Raw genomic sequence first — 16,834 nt, 5'->3', positions numbered from 1 at the left:
AGGGGGTATACGTCACTTTACGCGCGAGGGTTGACGTCTGCGTTCGGTCATACCGATAATCGTTCGGTGACCCCAAACAGTGACAACGCCGACAAGTACCGCGTGAAAAGCCTCGACCACGCCCTGGACGTCGTGGAGGCCCTCGCGCACGGTGGACGCGAGGGCCTCGCCGTCACCGAGATCGCGACCACCGTCGGCATGTCCAAGAGCAGCGCCTACTCGATCCTGCAGACGCTGCTGCGACGTGGATTCGTGGCCAGCCACGGCACCGGCCCGACCCGGCGCTACCGCCTCGGCCTGAGCTTCGCCTACCTGGGAGACCAGGTGACGTCCCAGACCGGGCTCCGCGAGGTCGCGATGCCGTACCTTGAGGAGCTGACCCGCGTGGCCGGCCTGACCTCGCGTCTGGCGATCTTCGACGAGGGATACGCCGTGGCCATCGGGCGCATCGACGGGCCGGGCACCATCCGCATCGCGCCGTTCCTCGGCCGCCGCGAACTGCCCCATGCCACCGCGATCGGCAAGGCGATGCTCGCGACCCTCGGCGACGACGAGGTACGCGCGATCATCGAGTCGATCGGCCTCCCGGCGCGCGGCCCCAACACCATCGTCGACATCGACACCCTGCTGCGCGATCTCCACCGCACCGCCGAGCGGGGGTACGCGGTCGACGACGAGGAGGACACGGCGGGAGTCGTCTGCATCGGCGCGAGCGTGCTCGACCGCACGGGCACCTGCGTGGGGGCGATCAGCGTCACGGCGCTCAAGCACGAGATGCGCGCCGACTCCGCCGCCGAGATCGGCGCCCTCGTACGCCGCTACGCCGACACCATCACCACCGAGCTGGGAGGACGCTGACCGCCGGGTCGTCTCTTGGGGTGACGAACCGCCGCCGGAGGTCCATTCGGAGTTTCCTGGCGGCAGGTGTCGATCGCGTCCCCGGCGGTTCGTTTAGGTGGTGAGCAGCCGGCGACGGGCCGGCTGACCGCGGGAGGAACGACCATGGGGAATGTGATCGTCACCAACAACGTCTCGCTCGACGGCGTCATGCAGGCTCCGGGCCGCCCGGACGAGGACACCCGAGGTGACTTCACCCGGGGCGGCTGGGCGGTGCCGTACAACGACGAGGTCATGATGCGCGCGATGGGCGAGGGGATGGCCAGGAGCGGCGCGTTGCTGTTCGGCCGCCGTACCTACGAGGACTTCGCGTCGTTCTGGCCGCACCAGGAGAACAATCCGTTCACCGAGGTGCTGGACAAGACGCAGAAGTACGTCGCGTCGACCACGCTCACCGAGCCGCTACCGTGGCAGAACTCGACACTGCTCACCGGCGACGCCGCCGACGCGGTGGCCGGGCTCAAGCGGGCCGACGGTCCCGACCTGTGCGTGCTCGGCAGTGGCCGGCTGATCCAGTCGCTGCGCCGGCGCCACCTGATCGACGAGTACAACCTGCTCATCCATCCACTCGTGCTGGGCACCGGGTACAGGCTGTTCGCGGACGGGGGTCCGCAGGCCGGTCTGCAGCTCGTCGACAGCATCCCGACGACCACGGGTGTCATCATCGCCAGGTATCGGCCGGCGAACCGCACGGAGGAGGGCGTGGAATGACGCAGTACCTGTTGAGCATCTACCAACCCGACGGCGAGCTTCCCGCGCCCGAGGAACTGGCGGCGGTCGGCCAGAGGCTGCACGTCCTCAACGAGGAGTTGCGGTCCTCCGGCTCGTGGGTCTTCACCGGCGGGTTGCACGCGCCGAGCACGGCCACGGTCGTACGGCCCGGCGGCGGGCTGATCACCGACGGTCCGTACCTGGAGGGCAAGGAACACATCGGCGGCTTCTGGGTGATCACCTCGCCCGACCTCGACGCGGCGCTGGAGTGGGGCCGCAAGGCGGCCGAGGCGATCGGACTGCCGATCGAGGTGCGCCCGTTCCAGGACCGCGACGCGTACTGAGGTGACGTCCCGCGAGGAGGTCGAGCGCGTCTTCCGGGCCGAGTACGGGCGGGCGATCGCGGTCCTGGTCAGGGTCTTCGGCAGCATCGACATCGCCGAGGACGCCGTCCAGGACGCGTTCGTCACCGCGACGACGCGATGGCCGGCCGACGGGCCGCCACCGAGCCCGGCGGGCTGGATCATCACCACGGCCCGCAACCGGGCCATCGACACCCTGCGCCGCGAGGCATCCCGCGACGACCGGCATGCCCAGGCGGCGCTGCTGCACGTCCGCGACGAACCGATCGAGGAGGGACCAGTGCGCGACGAGCGGCTACGACTGATCTTCACCTGCTGCCATCCCGCCCTCGGCAGGCCCGCGCAGGTCGCGCTGACGTTGCGCCTGCTCGGTGGCCTGACCACGGCGGAGACCGCGCGGGCGTTCCTCGTGCCGGAGCCGACCATGGCGCAACGCATCGTCCGAGCGAAGGCCAAGATCCGCGACGCCAACATCCCGTACCGGGTGCCGCACGACGCCGACCTGCCGGCCCGGCTCCAGGCCGTCCTCGCGGTCGTCTACCTGATCTTCAACGAGGGGTACGCGGCGAGTTCCGGGGCCTCGCTGGTGCGCTCGGAACTGTGCGCGGAAGCCCTCCGGCTCGCGCGGCTGCTGGCCGATCTGATGCCCGACGAGCCGGAGGTCTGGGGGCTGCTCGCGCTGATCCTGCTGATCGAGTCACGGCGCGCGGCCCGCACATCCCGGGCCGGCGCGCTCGTACAGCTGGCCGACCAGGATCGCGGGCTGTGGGACTCGTCGCTGATCGCTGAAGGGCAGGCGCTCGTGCGGCGGTGCCTGCGACGCGGCCGGCCCGGTCCGTACCAGATCCAGGCGGCGATCAACGCGGTGCACAGCTCCGCCTCGTCCTTCCACGAGACCGCGTGGGACCAGGTCGTCGCGCTGTACGACCAGCTGGCGCTGTTCGACCCGAGTCCGGTGGTGGCACTTCACCGGGCGGTCGCGGTGGCGGAGGTCGACGGGCCGGCGGCGGCGCTGGACCTCGTCGACGGGCTGGACCTGGACGGGTACTACCTGTTCCACGCGGTACGCGCCGACCTCCTGCGCCGGATCGGGCGCGCATCAGACGCCGCCATCGCGTACGACGCCGCGATCATCCGGACCGGCAACGAGGCGGAACGGGAATTCCTGCGCCGACAGCGGGCCGCCGTGGCCGACCCACACTGATCCGAGTACGGCCCGGCGCGGGGCCCACGCTGATCCGATCACTCGCCGGGCGGGAAGTCGGCGGACCTGCTCACGTCGGCCCACTTCTCGGCTTCCTCGGCGCGAGCCTTGGAGGCCTCCTGGGCGGAGGTGACCGCGTTCGCGCCCAGCAGGAGGCGGAGCGGCGGCTCGTCGAGATCGACGATGCCGGTGATGATCGCGGCCGCGCGGGCCGGGTCACCCGGCCAGGTGCTGGTGGTGGACTCGCGGAAGCGGTTCATCGCGCCGACCGTCTCGTCGTACCCGTCGCTCACGGGCGGGGTTCGCATGGAGGAGGCGCCCCAGTCGGTGCGGAAGGCGCCGGGCTCGATGATCGTGACCTTGATGCCCAGCGGCCTCACCTCGTTGGCGAGCACCTCGGAGAAGCCCTCGACGGCCCATTTCGCGGTCTGGTAGGCCCCCATCCCCGGCGTGCCGCCGACGCGCCCGCCGATGGACGAGAACTGGATGAAGTGGCCCGAACGCTGCTCGTGCAGCACCGGCAGCGCCGCCTTGGTGACGTTGACCACGCCGAACAGGTTCGTCTCGATCTGGGCGCGGAAGTCGTCATCCGGGGTGTCCTCGATGGACGAGGAGTTGGCGTAACCGGCGTTGTTCACGACGACGTCCAGTGATCCGAACGCGTCGATCGCCGTCTGGACGGCCGCGCGGGCGGCCGCCGCGTCGGTGACGTCGAGCGCGATCGCGCGGACGCGGTCGCCGTACTGTCGCACCAGGTCGTCGAGCTGCTCGGGCCTGCGGGCGGTCGCGACCACACGGTCCCCGCCGTCGAGTGCGGCCTTGGCGAGCTCCCGCCCGAACCCACGGGAGCTGCCGGTGACCAGCCAGGTCTTCGTCATGAGTGGTTTCCTCGCTCGCCTGCCAGTAACTAACTGACTAGTTGGATACTTCCTGACTCCATGAGACACCCGGGGATGGCCGCTGTCAACTAACTGGTTGGTTGGTAGGGTGGCGAGATGGCACGAGACGCGGACCGGACCAGAAAGCGGCTACTGGAGGCCGCGGCCGTGGAGTTCGCGGCGCTGGGCATCGCGGGAGCCCGGGTCGACCGCATCGCCGAGGCCGCCGAGTGCAACAAGGCGATGATCTACGCCTACTTCGGCAACAAGGACCAGCTGTTCGACGCGGTCTTCAGCGCCCACGTCGCCGCCTTCCTCGAACGCGTGCCGTTCGACGCGACCGACCTGCCCGGCTACGCGGGACGGCTGTTCGACTCCTTCGAGGACAACCCCGCGACACTGCGGCTCACCACCTGGTACCAACTCGAACGGCCCGACGGCGAGCCGCTGCGGGCCCTGGTCTCGTCGAATGCCGCGAAGCTCGAAAAGCTGGAGCGCGCCCAGCGCGACGGCGTACTGCCCGGCCGCTATGCCCCGGTCGAGCTCCTGTCGCTGGTGCGGGCGATCGCCATGTCGTGGGCGCTGATGACCCCGGAGCTCGGCGCGAACGCCCCGGCCGATCGCGACCGCCGCAGGCACATCGTCACCGACGCCGTGAGCCGCCTGCTGACCCCGTAGAGCTCAGCGGCCCCTCGTCGGGATCTCGAACCAGACTGCTTTGCCTTCCTTGGTGGGGCGGGAGCCCCAGCGGCGGGCGAGTTGGTCGACGAGGTAGAGGCCTCGGCCGCCCTCGTCGTTCTCGCCGGCGCTGCGGATGCGGGGCAGCCGGAGATCCTGGTCGAAGACCTCGACCCAGATGGACTCCTCGCCACGGCGGAGCCGCAGCGTGAACTCCTTCTCGTTGACGATCTCGTTGTCGAAGCCGGGAACATCCCAGGACTCGTCGAACGGCAGGGGCGGGCCGTCGAGCACGAGCTCCCTGCGCGGGACGCTGGCGCTGGCCGCGTGGAGCACGACGTTGGTGACGACCTCGGAGACGAGCAGGCAGGCCAGCTCGGAGCGCTCCTCTGGGACCCCCCAGGTGGTGAACGCCTCCGACGCCATGCGCCGGGCCTCACCGACCATGATCGGCTGCGCGGGGAACGTGCGCTCCTCGAACTTCAGCTCCTTGCCCGCCGACCGGATCACCAGGATCGCCATGTCGTCGTCGATCTCACCGGGAACGGCCACCGTGGCGGCGTCGGCGATGCGCTCGACGGAGTCGGCCGAGGCCTTGGCGACCTCCTCGCACAGGACGCTCAGGACCTGCTCGTCGGTCAGTGGCGCCTCGCCGGACTCGCGCGCGGGCCGCCGATCGACCAGGCCGTCGGTGTAGAGCAGGAGCGCGGCGCCGGGCGGGAGCACCCGGCTCTCCTCCTTGTAGACCAGGTCGGCGTGCACGCCCTTGGCGTTGACGCCGAGCGGCTGGCCCACCTCGAGAATGTCGAGCTCGGACACCACGCCGTCGACGATCAGCAGGGGCGGCGAGTGCCCCGCGTTGGCGAACGAGAGCTGGCGCGACCACGCGTCGTACACGAGATATTGGCAGGTGACGATGGGCGGGGTGCTGACGTCGGTGCCGTAGTCGTCGCGCTCGGGCGCGGCGATGATGCGGGTCCACTCGTTGAGCCTGGCCAGGATGTCGGCCGGGGACTTGTCGTCCTGGGCGAAGGCGCGCAGCGCGGCCCTGAGCTGGCCCATGACCGCCGCCGCCTTGGCCCCCCGGCCCTCGACGTCGCCGATGACGATGCCGACCCGGCCGGCGGAGAGGGGGATCACGTCGTACCAGTCGCCGCCGACCTGGGTCTGGATGCCCTGGCCGTGGGAGGCGAGCGGCGCGGCCGGGTAGTAGCGGACGGCGATCTCAAGGCCGTCGAGCTGCGGCAGCTCGCGCGGGAGCAGGTACTTCTGGAAGGACTCGGCGGTGTGCCGCTCCTCCTCGAACAGCAAGGCGTTGTCCACCGCTATGGCGACCCGGGTGGCGATGGCGCCGACGAAGTCGCGGTCGAAGGCGTCGTAGTGTGGCGAGCGCCGGTCGGTGAGGTTGGACAGGCCGAGGTACATCAGGCCGAGGGTCTCGCCACGCGCGCAGAGCGGCGCCACGATGGCGGAGGTCATGCCGATCTCGCCGCAGAGCTTGGCGCTCTCCTCGCTCGGCGAGGGATAGCTGGTCTGCGCGAAGTCCTCGACGATGATCGTCTCCTGGCGGCGCAGGGCGATCTCGGCGTAGTGGCCGGCCGGGTAACGGATCTCGGAGCCGATGGGGCGCCAGGTGCCGGCCGGAGGAGTCCACCCCTGGACGTGGGTGGAGACCTTACGGACGAGCCGGTCTCCCTCGGTGAGCTCGATGAAGCAGTGGTCGGCGAACTGGGGCACCAGCATCTCGGCGACGCGGTTGAGGGTCTCCTCGACGTACAGCGAGCTGGCGAGCCGCTCGCCGATGCGCTCAAGCAGGCCGAAGCGGTCCTTCTCGCGCTCGTTGCTGCGCATCGCCTCGCGGGCGGTGATCACGATGCCGGTGACGGAGCCGGAGGGGTGACGGAGGGGGACCGCCTGCGCCCGGACGTAGATGATCGTGCCGTCGGCGCGGGCGACGTCGAAGGTGCCCTCCCAGACCCCGCCCTTGAGCACGTGCTTGGCCAGCTCGACGGCGAGGGGGTGGTCCTTCTCCATGATGCCTAAGGAGAGAACGGTCTGCTCGACACCCGCCGGCCGGTCGGGACGGCCGAAGAGCCGCTCGGCGAACGGGTTCCAATAGAGCACGTTGCTGAAGCGGTCGGTGACGACCACGGCCATCTCAGCGTTGTCGAGAACCGACTCGGGCGTCAGATGATCGGCCGCGTCCTGCGAAAGGTCCCCCCATCGCTTCATCTGGCGGCCACCCCTCGAAGGGTGTCAATCGCATAGCGGACCACATGCGCTCCTGCAGCAGCCTCGACGGCAAGGCGGCGTTCCCCCGGGGGCTCCGGGACGGCCAAGTTGTCGAACAAGGGAAGGGATAACTCCCTACTGGGAACCAACCAAGCACGCCCTGGGTCAGCGTCGGGAGACGAAGACGTGCGCGGCGACATCACGCGGGAAGTCCGCGGGAATGTTGTGCGCTTCATCGTCACCCGTCACCCGTACACCGTCGTCGCTCGCCGCGAGCGTCACCTCGCGTCCGGGTTGTATCCCAACTTGCTTGAGTTTAAGCATCACAGCGGGATCACTTTGCACTTGTTCGCTAATTCGGCGGACGACCACGGGGATATCTCCGGGCCCTGCCAGATCGGCCATGGCGGAGATCACCTCATGGACGGACTCATCGGGCTCTTTGACCCCCAGCTCGTCGAGTCCGGGGATGGGGTTGCCGTGGGGGCAGACCACCGGGTTGCCGAGGAGGTTGACCAGGCGGGCCTCCACCGACTCGGACATGACGTGCTCCCAGCGGCAGGCCTCGACGTGCACCTCTTCCCACGGGAGGCCGATGACCTGGGTGAGGAGGCACTCGGCCAGGCGGTGTTTGCGCATGACGCGGGTGGCGAGAGTGCGCCCGAGGTCGGTCATGGTCAGGTGGCGGTCGCCCTCGACGCGGACGAGGCCGTCGCGCTCCATGCGAGCCACCGTCTGACTGACCGTCGGGCCGCTCTGCTGCAAACGCTCGGCGATGCGGGCACGCAGAGGGGTGATCCCCTCCTCTTCCAGCTCGAAGATGGTGCGAAGGTACATCTCCGTGGTGTCGATCAGGCCGTGTGCGGTCAAAGCTCCTCCCCTCCAAGTATCGATGCTACGTCCGGCTCCCGGCCTTGCCGGTCGTGTCCAGAACAGGGTGAGGACACTCTCGCCAGGGGCACGGATTCGACGTCTGAACAGAGCTTACGCAGACCTACTGACAGAACGGCCCGAGATGGCGAATGACCGCGAGCAGCGGGAAGGACGTGACTCCTCCCCAAGGATCTCACTGTTCGCGGGCGGCGTCGCGCCAACGCCCATAACGTGATCTTTCGGATCTCACCGTCCGAGACGCCCGGCCATCGCGTCGTAGTTCCTGAAGGCGGGCACGGCGAGGCCGGCGACCAGCACGATCGCGGCGCACAGCAGCCCCCCGCCCGCCCAGGCCGGGACGAGCCCGAAGGCGCTCGCCGTCGTGCCGGCCCGAAGGTCCCCGAGCCGGGGGCCGCCCGCCACGACGACCATGAACACCCCCTGCATGCGCCCGCGCATCTCGTCGGGCGCGTAAGTCTGCAGGATCGTCTGCCGCCAGACGGCCGAGACCAGGTCGATCGCGCCCCCGACCGCCAGCAGTGTGACGATCAGCCACAGCGGCTGCGCGAACGCCGCCGCGGCCACCGTGAGGCCCCAGAGCGCGATCACCACGGTCAGCGCCACCCCCTGCCGGCGCACCCGGCCGACCCATCCGGACAGCAGCCCCGCCGCGACCCCGCCGATGGCCAGGCTGGCCGAGAGCCAGCCGAAGGCGATGGCGGACCCTCCGAAGCGCTCGGCGGCGAGCTCGGGATAGAGCGCCCTGGGCATCGCGAACGCCATGGCGATGATGTCGACCACGAAGGACATCATCACGATCGGCTGCCCCGCGATGTAGCGGAGCCCGTCGACCACAGAGCGCAGCCCGGGCCGGGAGATCTCACCGATGGGGTCGAGGCGCGGCAGCCGGAAGGCGGCGTAGAACCCGGCGCTGAAGAGGATCACGTCGATGAGGTACGCCATCGCGAACCCGGACTTCGCGAGCACGATGCCGGCCAGCAGCGGCCCGAGCACCGTCCCGACGCTGCTCACCAGGAAGTTCAGCGTGTTGGCAGCGGCGACCCGCTCGGCCGGGACCAAACGGGGGATGATCGCGCCCCGTACCGGGGAGGTGATCGCGAACCCCGTCGACTGGACGGCGACCACGGCGAGCAACAGATAGACGTTGCCCAGCCCCGACAGGGCGTGGAGCAGCAGGGCGAGGGTGCCCGCCCAGGCGACCAGCGAGCCGGTGAGCAGCAGCCTGCGGCGGTCGACCGCGTCGGCGACGGCGCCGCCCCACAGGCCGAAGACCACCAGCGGAATGAGGTTCACCGGGCCGAGAATGCCGACCCACAACGAGGACCCGGTGATGTCGTACACCTGGGCGCTCACCGCCACCGAGGTGAGCTGGAAGCCGATGAACGAGACGCCCTGCCCCATCAGCAGCCTGCGGTACGCCGGGACGCGCAGGGGCCTGGTGTCGACGGCGACGCGCCTCAGCCCCGACTGGACCCCCGCCATCCCCACCTCGCCGACCCCGCGCAACTGGCATGTACCCGGGCACTGTACCCAGGCAAGCTGAGCGACAGCTCAGGGGGCCAGGCGTTCGACCACCCACTTCTGGCCGGAACGGCGGTAGCGCAGCCGGTCGTGCATGCGGTCGACCTGCCCCTGCCAGAACTCGACCTCCGAGGGAACGACCCGGAAGCCGCCCCAGAAGTCGGGCATCGGCGGCTCCTGCGGCCAGCGTTCGGCCAGCTCGCTGTAGCGCGCGTCCAGCGCTTCCCTGGACGGCACGACCGCCGACTGCCGCGAGGCCCAGGCCCCGATGCGCGAGCCGTACGGGCGGGAGTTGAAGTACGCGGCGGAGTCCTCGCGCGGCAGCCGCACCACATGGCCCTCCACGCGGACCTGGCGCCGGAGCGGGTGCCAGGGGAAGACCAGGGACGCGCGCGGGTTCTCCGCGAGGTCGCGGCCCTTGCGCGACTCGTAGTTGGTGTAGAAGACGAACCCCTCCTGGTCGTACCCCTTGAGCAGGACGGTTCTGGCGGTCGGCCGGCCCCCGGCGGAGGCGGTGGCGACGATCATGGCGTTCGGCTCGGGAAGCCCTGCCTCCACGGCTTCGGCGAACCACGAGGTGAACTGGGTGACGGGGTCGGCGGCGAGGTCGGCCTCTCTCAAAGGCAGTCCCTCGTATGTACGGCGGAGCCCGGCGAAGGACGGCGGGCTCGATGCGGCATCCACAGACCGGTATTCTTCCGCGTTCGGCACCACCACCGAAGCGGTACCCCCTACCAGGGACGATCCCGTTTCGGCGGGTCCGGAGGCGGAGCACTCCCGCCTAGGGGGTTGAATATGACCCGCCGGTATCTCGACATCAAGGCTTTGACTTCAAGAAAGGGAGGCGGCCGAGAATGTCCGACTTCAAACCCGGGCTGGAAGGCGTAGTTGCGTTCGAGACCGAGATCGCGGAACCGGACAAAGAAGGGGGCGCCCTTCGCTACCGGGGCGTCGACATCGAAGAGCTGGTCGGGCGGGTCTCGTACGGACACGTCTGGGGCCTGCTGGTCGACAACAAGTTCAAGCCGGGCCTGCCCCCGGCCGAGCCGTACCCCATTCCTGTCCACTCCGGTGACATCCGCGTCGACGTCCAGAGCGCCCTGGCCATGCTGGCCCCGGCGTACGGCTTCCGCCAGCTTCTCGACATCGACGAAGACCAGGCCCGCGACGATCTCGCACGCGCCTCGGTCACCGCGCTGTCGTTCGTCGCCCAGTCCGCCCGCGGGCTCGGCCTGCCCATGGTGCCCCAGTCGCGCGTCGACGAGGCCGCCACGATCGTCGAGCGCTTCATGGTCCGCTGGCGCGGCGAGCCCGACCCCAAGCACGTCAAGGCCATCGACGCCTACTGGACCTCCGCCGCCGAGCACGGCATGAACGCCTCCACGTTCACCGCGCGCGTCATCGCCTCCACCGGCGCCGACGTCGCCGCCGCCCTTTCGGGCGCGGTGGGCGCCATGTCCGGCCCCCTGCACGGCGGGGCCCCGGCCCGCGTGCTGCACATGATCGAAGAGGTCGAGCGCATCGGCAGCGCCGAGACCTACGTCAAGAAGGCCCTCGACAGCGGTGAGCGGCTGATGGGCTTCGGCCACCGCGTCTACCGCGCCGAGGACCCCCGCGCCCGCGTGCTGCGCCGCACCGCGCAGGAGCTGAACGCGCCGCGCTATGAGGTGGCGTGCGCGCTGGAGACCGCCGCGCTGGCCGAGCTGCACGCCCGCAAGCCCGACCGCGTCCTCGCCACGAACGTGGAGTTCTGGGCGGCGATCATGCTGGACTTCGCCGAGGTGCCGCCGCACATGTTCACCTCGATGTTCACCTGCGCCCGCACCGCCGGCTGGGCGGCGCACATCCTGGAGCAGAAGCGCACGGGCAGGCTGGTCCGCCCCAGCGCCAAGTACGTCGGCCCCCCGCAGCGCTCGGTCAACGACGTCCCCGGCGCCGGCGAGGTCGTCGGCAAGCACTGACTGCCCCCCGGGCCTCCCCTTCGTCCCGGTACCCACCCCCTACAGAGGGCCCGCAGCCCCCAGTTGCGGGCCTTTCGCGCGTCCGGGCACGGCCCGTGACGTAGGCGGACACGAGCGCGTGTATCTCACGATCCGGACCCGGGGCGTAACCACCGAGACGGCTCACTACCCTTGGTTACGTGGCTGACATCGAGATTCCCGCTGAACTCAAGCCCGCGGACGGCCGTTTCGGCTGCGGGCCTTCGAAGGTACGCCCCGAGCAGCTCGCCGCCCTGGCAGCCGCCGGCGCGAGCGTGATGGGCACCTCCCACCGCCAGAAGCCGGTGAAGAACCTGGTGCGCCGGGTCCGCGAGGGCCTCGCCGACCTGTTCTCCCTCCCCGAGGGGTACGAGGTCGTGCTGGGCAACGGCGGCACGACCGCGTTCTGGGACATCGCCGCCTTCGGGCTCATCAAGGAGAAGTCCCAGCACCTGCACTTCGGCGAGTTCTCGTCGAAGTTCGCGGCCGTCGCGGCCAAGGCGCCGTGGCTGGGCGAGCCGACCGTGATCAAGTCCGCGGTGGGCAGCCACCCGAGCGCGATGCCCGAGGCCGGCGTCGACGTCTACGCGCTGACCCACAACGAGACCTCCACCGGCGTCGCGATGCCGATCAGGCGCGTGGGCGGTGACGACTCGCTGGTGCTGGTCGACGCCACCTCCGGCGCGGGCGGCCTGCCCGTCGAGGCGAGCGAGTTCGACGTCTACTACTTCGCGCCCCAGAAGAGCTTCGCCTCCGACGGCGGCCTGTGGATCGGGCTGTTCTCGCCCCGCGCGCTGGCCCGGGTCGACGAGATCGCGGCAACCGACCGGTTCGTCCCCGAGTTCTTCAGCCTGCCGACGGCGATCGACAACTCCTCCAAGGACCAGACCTACAACACCCCGGCCGTGGCCACGCTGTTCCTGCTGGCCGACCAGCTCGACTGGATGAACGGCAACGGCGGCCTGGCCTGGACCACCGCGCGCACCGCCGACTCGGCGTCCCGGCTGTACAACTGGGCCGAGAAGACCTCCTACACCACGCCCTTCGTCGCCGACCCCGCTCAGCGGTCGAACGTCGTCGGCACCATCGACTTCGCGGACGAGGTCGACGCGGCCGAGGTGGCGAAGGTCCTGCGGGCCAACGGCATCGTCGACACCGAGCCCTACCGCAAGCTCGGCCGCAACCAGCTGCGCATCGCGATGTTCCCGGCCATCGACCCGGCCGACGTCGAGGCGCTGACGGCCTGCGTCGACCACGTGGTCGAGCGTCTCTGAAAGCCGGACCAGTGCCCGAGACCCTGGGCCGGGCATCCGTGACCAGGGTCTAGGGCGAGGGCGGCGGCACCCAGCCGGGGCCCCCGACATGCCTGTGCCCGCCCGTGCGGCGGGCCAGCTCCTCCAGCAGCCGCAGCGCGTCGTCGAGGTCGACGCTCCGCGCGAAGCACGAGAGCACGGGGGCCCGGTCGGGGCTTTCTGCCAGAGCCTCCAGCATCACCGCCGTGACGTGCTCGTCGCGCGAGCGGCTGGCGGAGTAGCGGAAGGCCTTACGCTCGGGGGTGCGGCTCAGCAGCCCCTTCTTGACCAGGCGCTCGGCGACGGTCTGCACCGTGGTGTACGCCAGCGGCTTCTCGGCCTCGGCGTTGAGCACCGCCTGGAGCTCGCGGACGAGCAACGGATGGGTGGAATCCCAGAGCACCTCCATGATGGCGCGCTCCAGAGATCCCAGGTTTTTCACGCCGACATTGTCCCCCAGCGACCGCCGACACGACTAGTAACGGTTGCTGACTGCCTGACTCCACATCGGAGCACGCTGCGGTGATCCGCCGGCGTGACCTGCCGTCTCAGGCCACCGCGACGGGCCGCCTCCTGCGGCGCAGCACGTATGCGGCGAGCACCCCGCCCACCAGCCCGAACAGGTGGCCCTGCCAGGAGATGCCGGGCTGTCCCGGGAGCACTCCCCAGATCAGCGAGTAGTACAGGACGGCGACTCCGATGCCGAGCGCGATGTCCAGCAGATGCCGGTCGAACAGCCCGCGCGTCACGACGTACCCGAAGTAGCCGAAGACCAGCCCGCTGGCGCCCACCGTGAGCCCCCCCGGCTGGCTGTACCACCACACCCCGAGCCCGCTGACGATGATGATGATCAGGCTGGCCACGAAGAACCGCCCGAGGCCGCGCAGCGCGGCGAGGAAGCCCAGGATGGCCAGCGGCATGGTGTTCGCCATCAGGTGCGCGAAGCCCGCGTGCAGGAACGGGGCGATAAGGATGCCGACCAGCCCGTTCCGGGTGCGGGCGACGATGCCGTACTGGTCGAGATCCTGGGGCAGGACGTAGTCCGCGACCTCGACGCCCCATTCCACGGCCACCAGGAGCGAGACGACGATGGCGGCACCGAGGGCTCCCGTGACCAGGCCGACCATGCGCTGCTTGACCACCTCGCCCGAGGATCGGCCGGCAGGTGCAACCCCGGTCGCGTAGTCGCTCATCGCTCTCCTCTTGTGACGTGCCCTCGGATGCGCTTTGTCCTCCCTTTACCGTACGCAAACGGTGTTTAACCCGTGATTTCGCGTGAGACACGAATAAGGCGCATGTTGCCCACCATCGGGGCAACATGCGCCTCTAAATGATCAGTGAAGCGCGGTGCCGATCATTAAGGGGCGGAGATCACTCCCCCGCCCAATTGGGGGCGCGCTTCTCGGCGAAGGCCGCCGCGCCCTCCATGGCGTCCTTGGAGCCGAACACCGGGTTGATGATCTCCCCCTGCTTCGCGAACATCTCGTCCCGCGACCAGTCCGCCGACTCGACCAGGACGCGCTTGGTCGCCAGGAGCGCCAGCGGAGCGTTGGCGGCGATCTTGGCCGCGATCTCCTTGGCCGTGGCCAGCGCCTCCCCCGCAGGGGTGACGCGGTTCACCAGGCCCAGCTCGTACAGCCGCGACGCCGGGTAGTGATCGCCGGTCAGCGCGATCTCCATGGCGATGTGGTACGGGATGCGGCGCGGCAGCCGCATCACGCCGCCGGCCGCGGCGACCAGGCCGCGCCTGGGCTCCGGCAGGCCGAACTTCGCCTCCTCCGAGGCGACGACGATGTCACAGGCCAGCACCAGCTCGAAGCCGCCGGCGAGCGCGTAGCCCTCCACGGCCGCGACGATGGGCTTCCTCGGCGGCCTCTCGGTGAGACCGCCGAAGCCCCGCCCCTCGACGAGCGGGAAGTCGCCGGTCAGGAACCCCTTGAGGTCCATGCCGGCGGAGAACGTGCCACCGGCCCCTGTCAGGACGTACGCGGAGACGTCCTTGCGCTCCTCCAGCTCGTCCAGGGCCGCGACGACGGCGCGTGCGACGTTGCCGTTGATGGCGTTCCTGGCCTGCGGCCGGTTGATCGTGATGACGGCGATGCCGCCCTCGACCTCGACGAGTACCTCGTCAGACACCCTTACCTCCGGTTGGCGGTCTCACTTGGGCTGGAAACGGATGCCGCCGTCGAAGCGGATGACCTCGCCGTTCATGTAGTCGTTCTCGATGAGGGCGCGCACCAGGTGGCCGAACTCGGACGCCCGGCCCATCCGCTTGGGGAACGGCACGGGCGCCGAGAGCTTGGCCTTGAACGCCTCGGACTCGGGGCCCGACCCGTAGATGGGAGTGTCGATGATGCCCGGCGCGATCGTCAGGACGCGGACGCCGATCGCCGCGAGGTCACGCGCGGCGGGCAGGGTCATGCCGATGATGCCGCCCTTGGAGGCGCTGTAGGCCACCTGGCCGGTCTGCCCCTCGATGCCCGCGACCGAGGCGGTGTTGATGACGACGCCACGGGCTCCGTCGGCGTCGGCGGGCTCGGTCTTCGCCATGGCCGCCGCGCCGATGCGCATGAGGTTGAAGGTGCCGATGAGGTTGACGTCGATCACCTTGCGGTAGCTGGCCAGGTCGTGCGGCGAGCCGTCCCTGCCCACCGTACGGGAGGCCCAGCCGATGCCCGCGCTGTTGACGACGGCGCGGAGCGGCTTGCCCGTCGCGACGGCGGCGTCCACGGCCGCCTGGACCGAGGCCTCGTCGGAGACGTCGGTCTGCGCGAAGACGCCGCCGAGCTCGTCGGCGAGGGCCTTGCCGCGCTCGACGTTGAGGTCGGCGATGACGACGGTGGCGCCGATGCCCGCCAGTTCGCGTGCGGTCGCCTCGCCGAGGCCGCTGGCACCGCCTGAGATGATTGCTGCTGCTCCGTTCAGGTCCATATCCCGGACCCTAACGTGGCAACCGAATGAAGTTCTACTAGGGGTGGCTCAAATCTCGCCCGAAATGGCCGCGTCGACGTCGGGGTAGACCTTGATGCGCCGGTCGAGCCCGGTCGTGCGGAGGATGCGCGCCACCGGAGCCTGCGGAGCCGCCAGGGAGACCCCGCCGCCCTCGCCCGTCGCGAGGCGCCACGCCTCGATGAGCACGGACAGGCCGCTGGAATCCATGAACGACAGCGCGCCGAGGTCGAGAACGAGCCGGTTGCTGTCCTGCTTGATCGCCTCGCGCACCTCGTCGCGAAGGAACGGCGCCGTGAACAGATCAAGCTCACCCTCGACAGCCACGACGACGGCGTCGCCGAACGCGCGCCGCGCAAGCCGCAGCTTCATGTGGAACCTCCTCGCGGGCCCACTTTACTTCGCAATCACCGTGACAGAAGTCACGTGGCCATAAGATCGGCCGCTCACCGGACGCCGGTACGGCCCGCGCGGGGGCGGCCGGGGCGGATCAGTGCGGCCGTTCTGCGACCGCGAAGCCGTACGGGAGCTCCAGGCGGTGGGCCGCGAGCAGGGCCGGATCGCCGAGGATGTCGCCGGTCGGGCCGTCGGCCGCGATCACGCCTCCGGAGAGGATGAGTGAGCGCTCACAGAGCTCCATGGCGTACGGCAGGTCGTGCGTGACCATCAGCACGGTGACGTGCAGCGAGCGCAGGACTTCGGCCAGCTCACGCCGCGAGGCGGGGTCGAGGTTGGAGGACGGCTCGTCCAGCACGAGGATCTCGGGACGCATGGCGAGCACCGTCGCCACGGCGACCCTGCGGCGCTGCCCGAACGACAGGTGGTGCGGCGGCCGGTCGATCACCTCGGGCAGTCCGACCTGGTCGAGCGCGTCGCGCACCCGGCGCTCCAGCTCGGGACCGCGCAGGCCGAGGTTCGCGGGGCCGAACGCGACGTCCTCGCGCACCGTGGGCATGAAAAGCTGGTCGTCGGGATCCTGGAACACCAGGCCGACCCGGCGGCGGATCTCCCCCAGAGTGTCCTTGCGCACGGGCAGGCCCGCGACCTCGACCGACCCGTGCCCGGCGGTCAGGATGCCGTTGAGGTGCATGACCAGCGTGGTCTTGCCCGCGCCGTTCGGCCCGAGCAGCGCGACCCGCTCGCCGCTCCCGATGGTGAGGTCGACGCCGAACAGCGCCTGGGTGCCGTCAGGATAGGCGTAGGCCAGCTCGCTGACGCGCAGGGAGGGCGGGGGCAG

General features: G+C 70.1%; 18 protein-coding genes. 7 read left to right on the top strand and 11 right to left on the bottom strand.

From position 1 onward, the window contains the following. The first annotated feature begins 66 nt into the window (after positions 1-66). The 4 genes from OG589_RS42205 to OG589_RS42190 all read left to right on the top strand — a co-directional run bounded on the left by OG589_RS42205 (position 67) and on the right by OG589_RS42190 (position 3,174). Entirely contained in the window at positions 67-858 is a 792-nt protein-coding gene (locus OG589_RS42205) for an IclR family transcriptional regulator (protein ID WP_405144453.1), read from the top strand. Positions 859-1,002: 144 nt separating this feature from the next. Continuing rightward, on the top strand, positions 1,003-1,608 hold the full coding sequence (locus OG589_RS42200) for a dihydrofolate reductase family protein (protein ID WP_405144451.1): 606 nt from the start codon (positions 1,003-1,005) through the stop codon (positions 1,606-1,608). Next, complete coding sequence (locus tag OG589_RS42195; RefSeq protein ID WP_405144449.1) at positions 1,605-1,952, top strand: YciI family protein; 348 nt, start codon at positions 1,605-1,607, stop codon at positions 1,950-1,952. Before OG589_RS42200 ends, OG589_RS42195 begins: the two co-directional genes overlap by 4 nt. Before the next feature lies 1 nt (position 1,953). Continuing rightward, on the top strand, positions 1,954-3,174 hold the full coding sequence (locus OG589_RS42190; protein WP_405144447.1) for an RNA polymerase sigma factor: 1,221 nt from the start codon (positions 1,954-1,956) through the stop codon (positions 3,172-3,174). A 38-nt stretch (positions 3,175-3,212) separates the two neighbouring features. Here the strand turns inward: OG589_RS42190 and OG589_RS42185 are convergent, their stop codons facing one another. After that, a complete protein-coding gene (locus OG589_RS42185) occupies positions 3,213-4,052 on the bottom strand; it encodes an oxidoreductase (protein ID WP_405144446.1) in 840 nt (279 codons plus the stop codon). A 117-nt stretch (positions 4,053-4,169) separates the two neighbouring features. On the opposite strand from OG589_RS42185, the gene OG589_RS42180 reads away from it, so the two are divergent. Then, positions 4,170-4,730: a TetR family transcriptional regulator gene (locus tag OG589_RS42180; protein WP_405144445.1), complete on the top strand. Its 561-nt coding sequence runs from the start codon at positions 4,170-4,172 to the stop codon at positions 4,728-4,730. 3 nt (positions 4,731-4,733) lie between these two features. Here the strand turns inward: OG589_RS42180 and OG589_RS42175 are convergent, their stop codons facing one another. The 4 genes from OG589_RS42175 to pdxH form a co-directional block, all read right to left on the bottom strand. Next, complete coding sequence (locus OG589_RS42175; RefSeq protein WP_405144443.1) at positions 4,734-6,962, bottom strand: SpoIIE family protein phosphatase; 2,229 nt, start codon at positions 6,960-6,962, stop codon at positions 4,734-4,736. Positions 6,963-7,127: 165 nt separating this feature from the next. Next, positions 7,128-7,832: a metal-dependent transcriptional regulator gene (locus tag OG589_RS42170; RefSeq protein WP_405144441.1), complete on the bottom strand. Its 705-nt coding sequence runs from the start codon at positions 7,830-7,832 to the stop codon at positions 7,128-7,130. Between the two features lie 249 nt (positions 7,833-8,081). Beyond that, a complete protein-coding gene (locus OG589_RS42165; protein ID WP_405144439.1) occupies positions 8,082-9,338 on the bottom strand; it encodes an MFS transporter in 1,257 nt (418 codons plus the stop codon). A gap of 69 nt (positions 9,339-9,407) precedes the next feature. Beyond that, positions 9,408-10,061 (bottom strand): pyridoxamine 5'-phosphate oxidase, encoded by a 654-nt coding sequence (gene pdxH / locus OG589_RS42160; RefSeq protein ID WP_405144437.1) that lies wholly within the window; start codon positions 10,059-10,061, stop codon positions 9,408-9,410. A gap of 170 nt (positions 10,062-10,231) precedes the next feature. Here pdxH and OG589_RS42155 point away from each other — a divergent pair, with 170 nt between their 5' ends. Both OG589_RS42155 and serC read left to right on the top strand, forming a co-directional pair. Then, on the top strand, positions 10,232-11,338 hold the full coding sequence (locus OG589_RS42155) for a citrate synthase 2 (protein WP_405144435.1): 1,107 nt from the start codon (positions 10,232-10,234) through the stop codon (positions 11,336-11,338). 179 nt (positions 11,339-11,517) lie between these two features. Next, the gene (serC, locus tag OG589_RS42150) at positions 11,518-12,630 is read left to right on the top strand and encodes a phosphoserine transaminase (RefSeq protein WP_405144433.1); all 1,113 of its coding nucleotides are present in this window, start codon (positions 11,518-11,520) and stop codon (positions 12,628-12,630) included. 49 nt (positions 12,631-12,679) lie between these two features. Here the strand turns inward: serC and OG589_RS42145 are convergent, their stop codons facing one another. From OG589_RS42145 to OG589_RS42120, 6 genes are all read right to left on the bottom strand, one after another. Continuing rightward, positions 12,680-13,090 carry a BlaI/MecI/CopY family transcriptional regulator gene (locus OG589_RS42145; protein WP_405144431.1) on the bottom strand — a complete coding sequence of 137 codons (411 nt, stop codon included), beginning with the start codon at positions 13,088-13,090 and terminating at the stop codon, positions 12,680-12,682. Positions 13,091-13,196: 106 nt separating this feature from the next. Beyond that, complete coding sequence (locus OG589_RS42140; RefSeq protein ID WP_405144429.1) at positions 13,197-13,841, bottom strand: rhomboid family intramembrane serine protease; 645 nt, start codon at positions 13,839-13,841, stop codon at positions 13,197-13,199. 178 nt (positions 13,842-14,019) lie between these two features. Then, the gene (locus OG589_RS42135) at positions 14,020-14,784 is read right to left on the bottom strand and encodes a crotonase/enoyl-CoA hydratase family protein (protein WP_405144427.1); all 765 of its coding nucleotides are present in this window, start codon (positions 14,782-14,784) and stop codon (positions 14,020-14,022) included. Positions 14,785-14,805: 21 nt separating this feature from the next. Next, the gene (locus OG589_RS42130; protein WP_405144426.1) at positions 14,806-15,579 is read right to left on the bottom strand and encodes an SDR family NAD(P)-dependent oxidoreductase; all 774 of its coding nucleotides are present in this window, start codon (positions 15,577-15,579) and stop codon (positions 14,806-14,808) included. A gap of 48 nt (positions 15,580-15,627) precedes the next feature. Further along, positions 15,628-15,969: an STAS domain-containing protein gene (locus tag OG589_RS42125; protein WP_405144424.1), complete on the bottom strand. Its 342-nt coding sequence runs from the start codon at positions 15,967-15,969 to the stop codon at positions 15,628-15,630. Positions 15,970-16,087: 118 nt separating this feature from the next. Then, entirely contained in the window at positions 16,088-16,834 is a 747-nt protein-coding gene (locus tag OG589_RS42120; protein ID WP_405152229.1) for an energy-coupling factor ABC transporter ATP-binding protein, read from the bottom strand.

Origin of the sequence: Sphaerisporangium sp. NBC_01403 (assembly GCF_045040145.1) — a bacterium.
In the GTDB taxonomy this organism is placed as follows: domain Bacteria; phylum Actinomycetota; class Actinomycetes; order Streptosporangiales; family Streptosporangiaceae; genus Sphaerisporangium; species Sphaerisporangium viridialbum.
The sequence above is the reverse complement of the archived record's forward strand: the minus strand, read 5'-3'. Positions and strand labels throughout refer to the sequence as shown.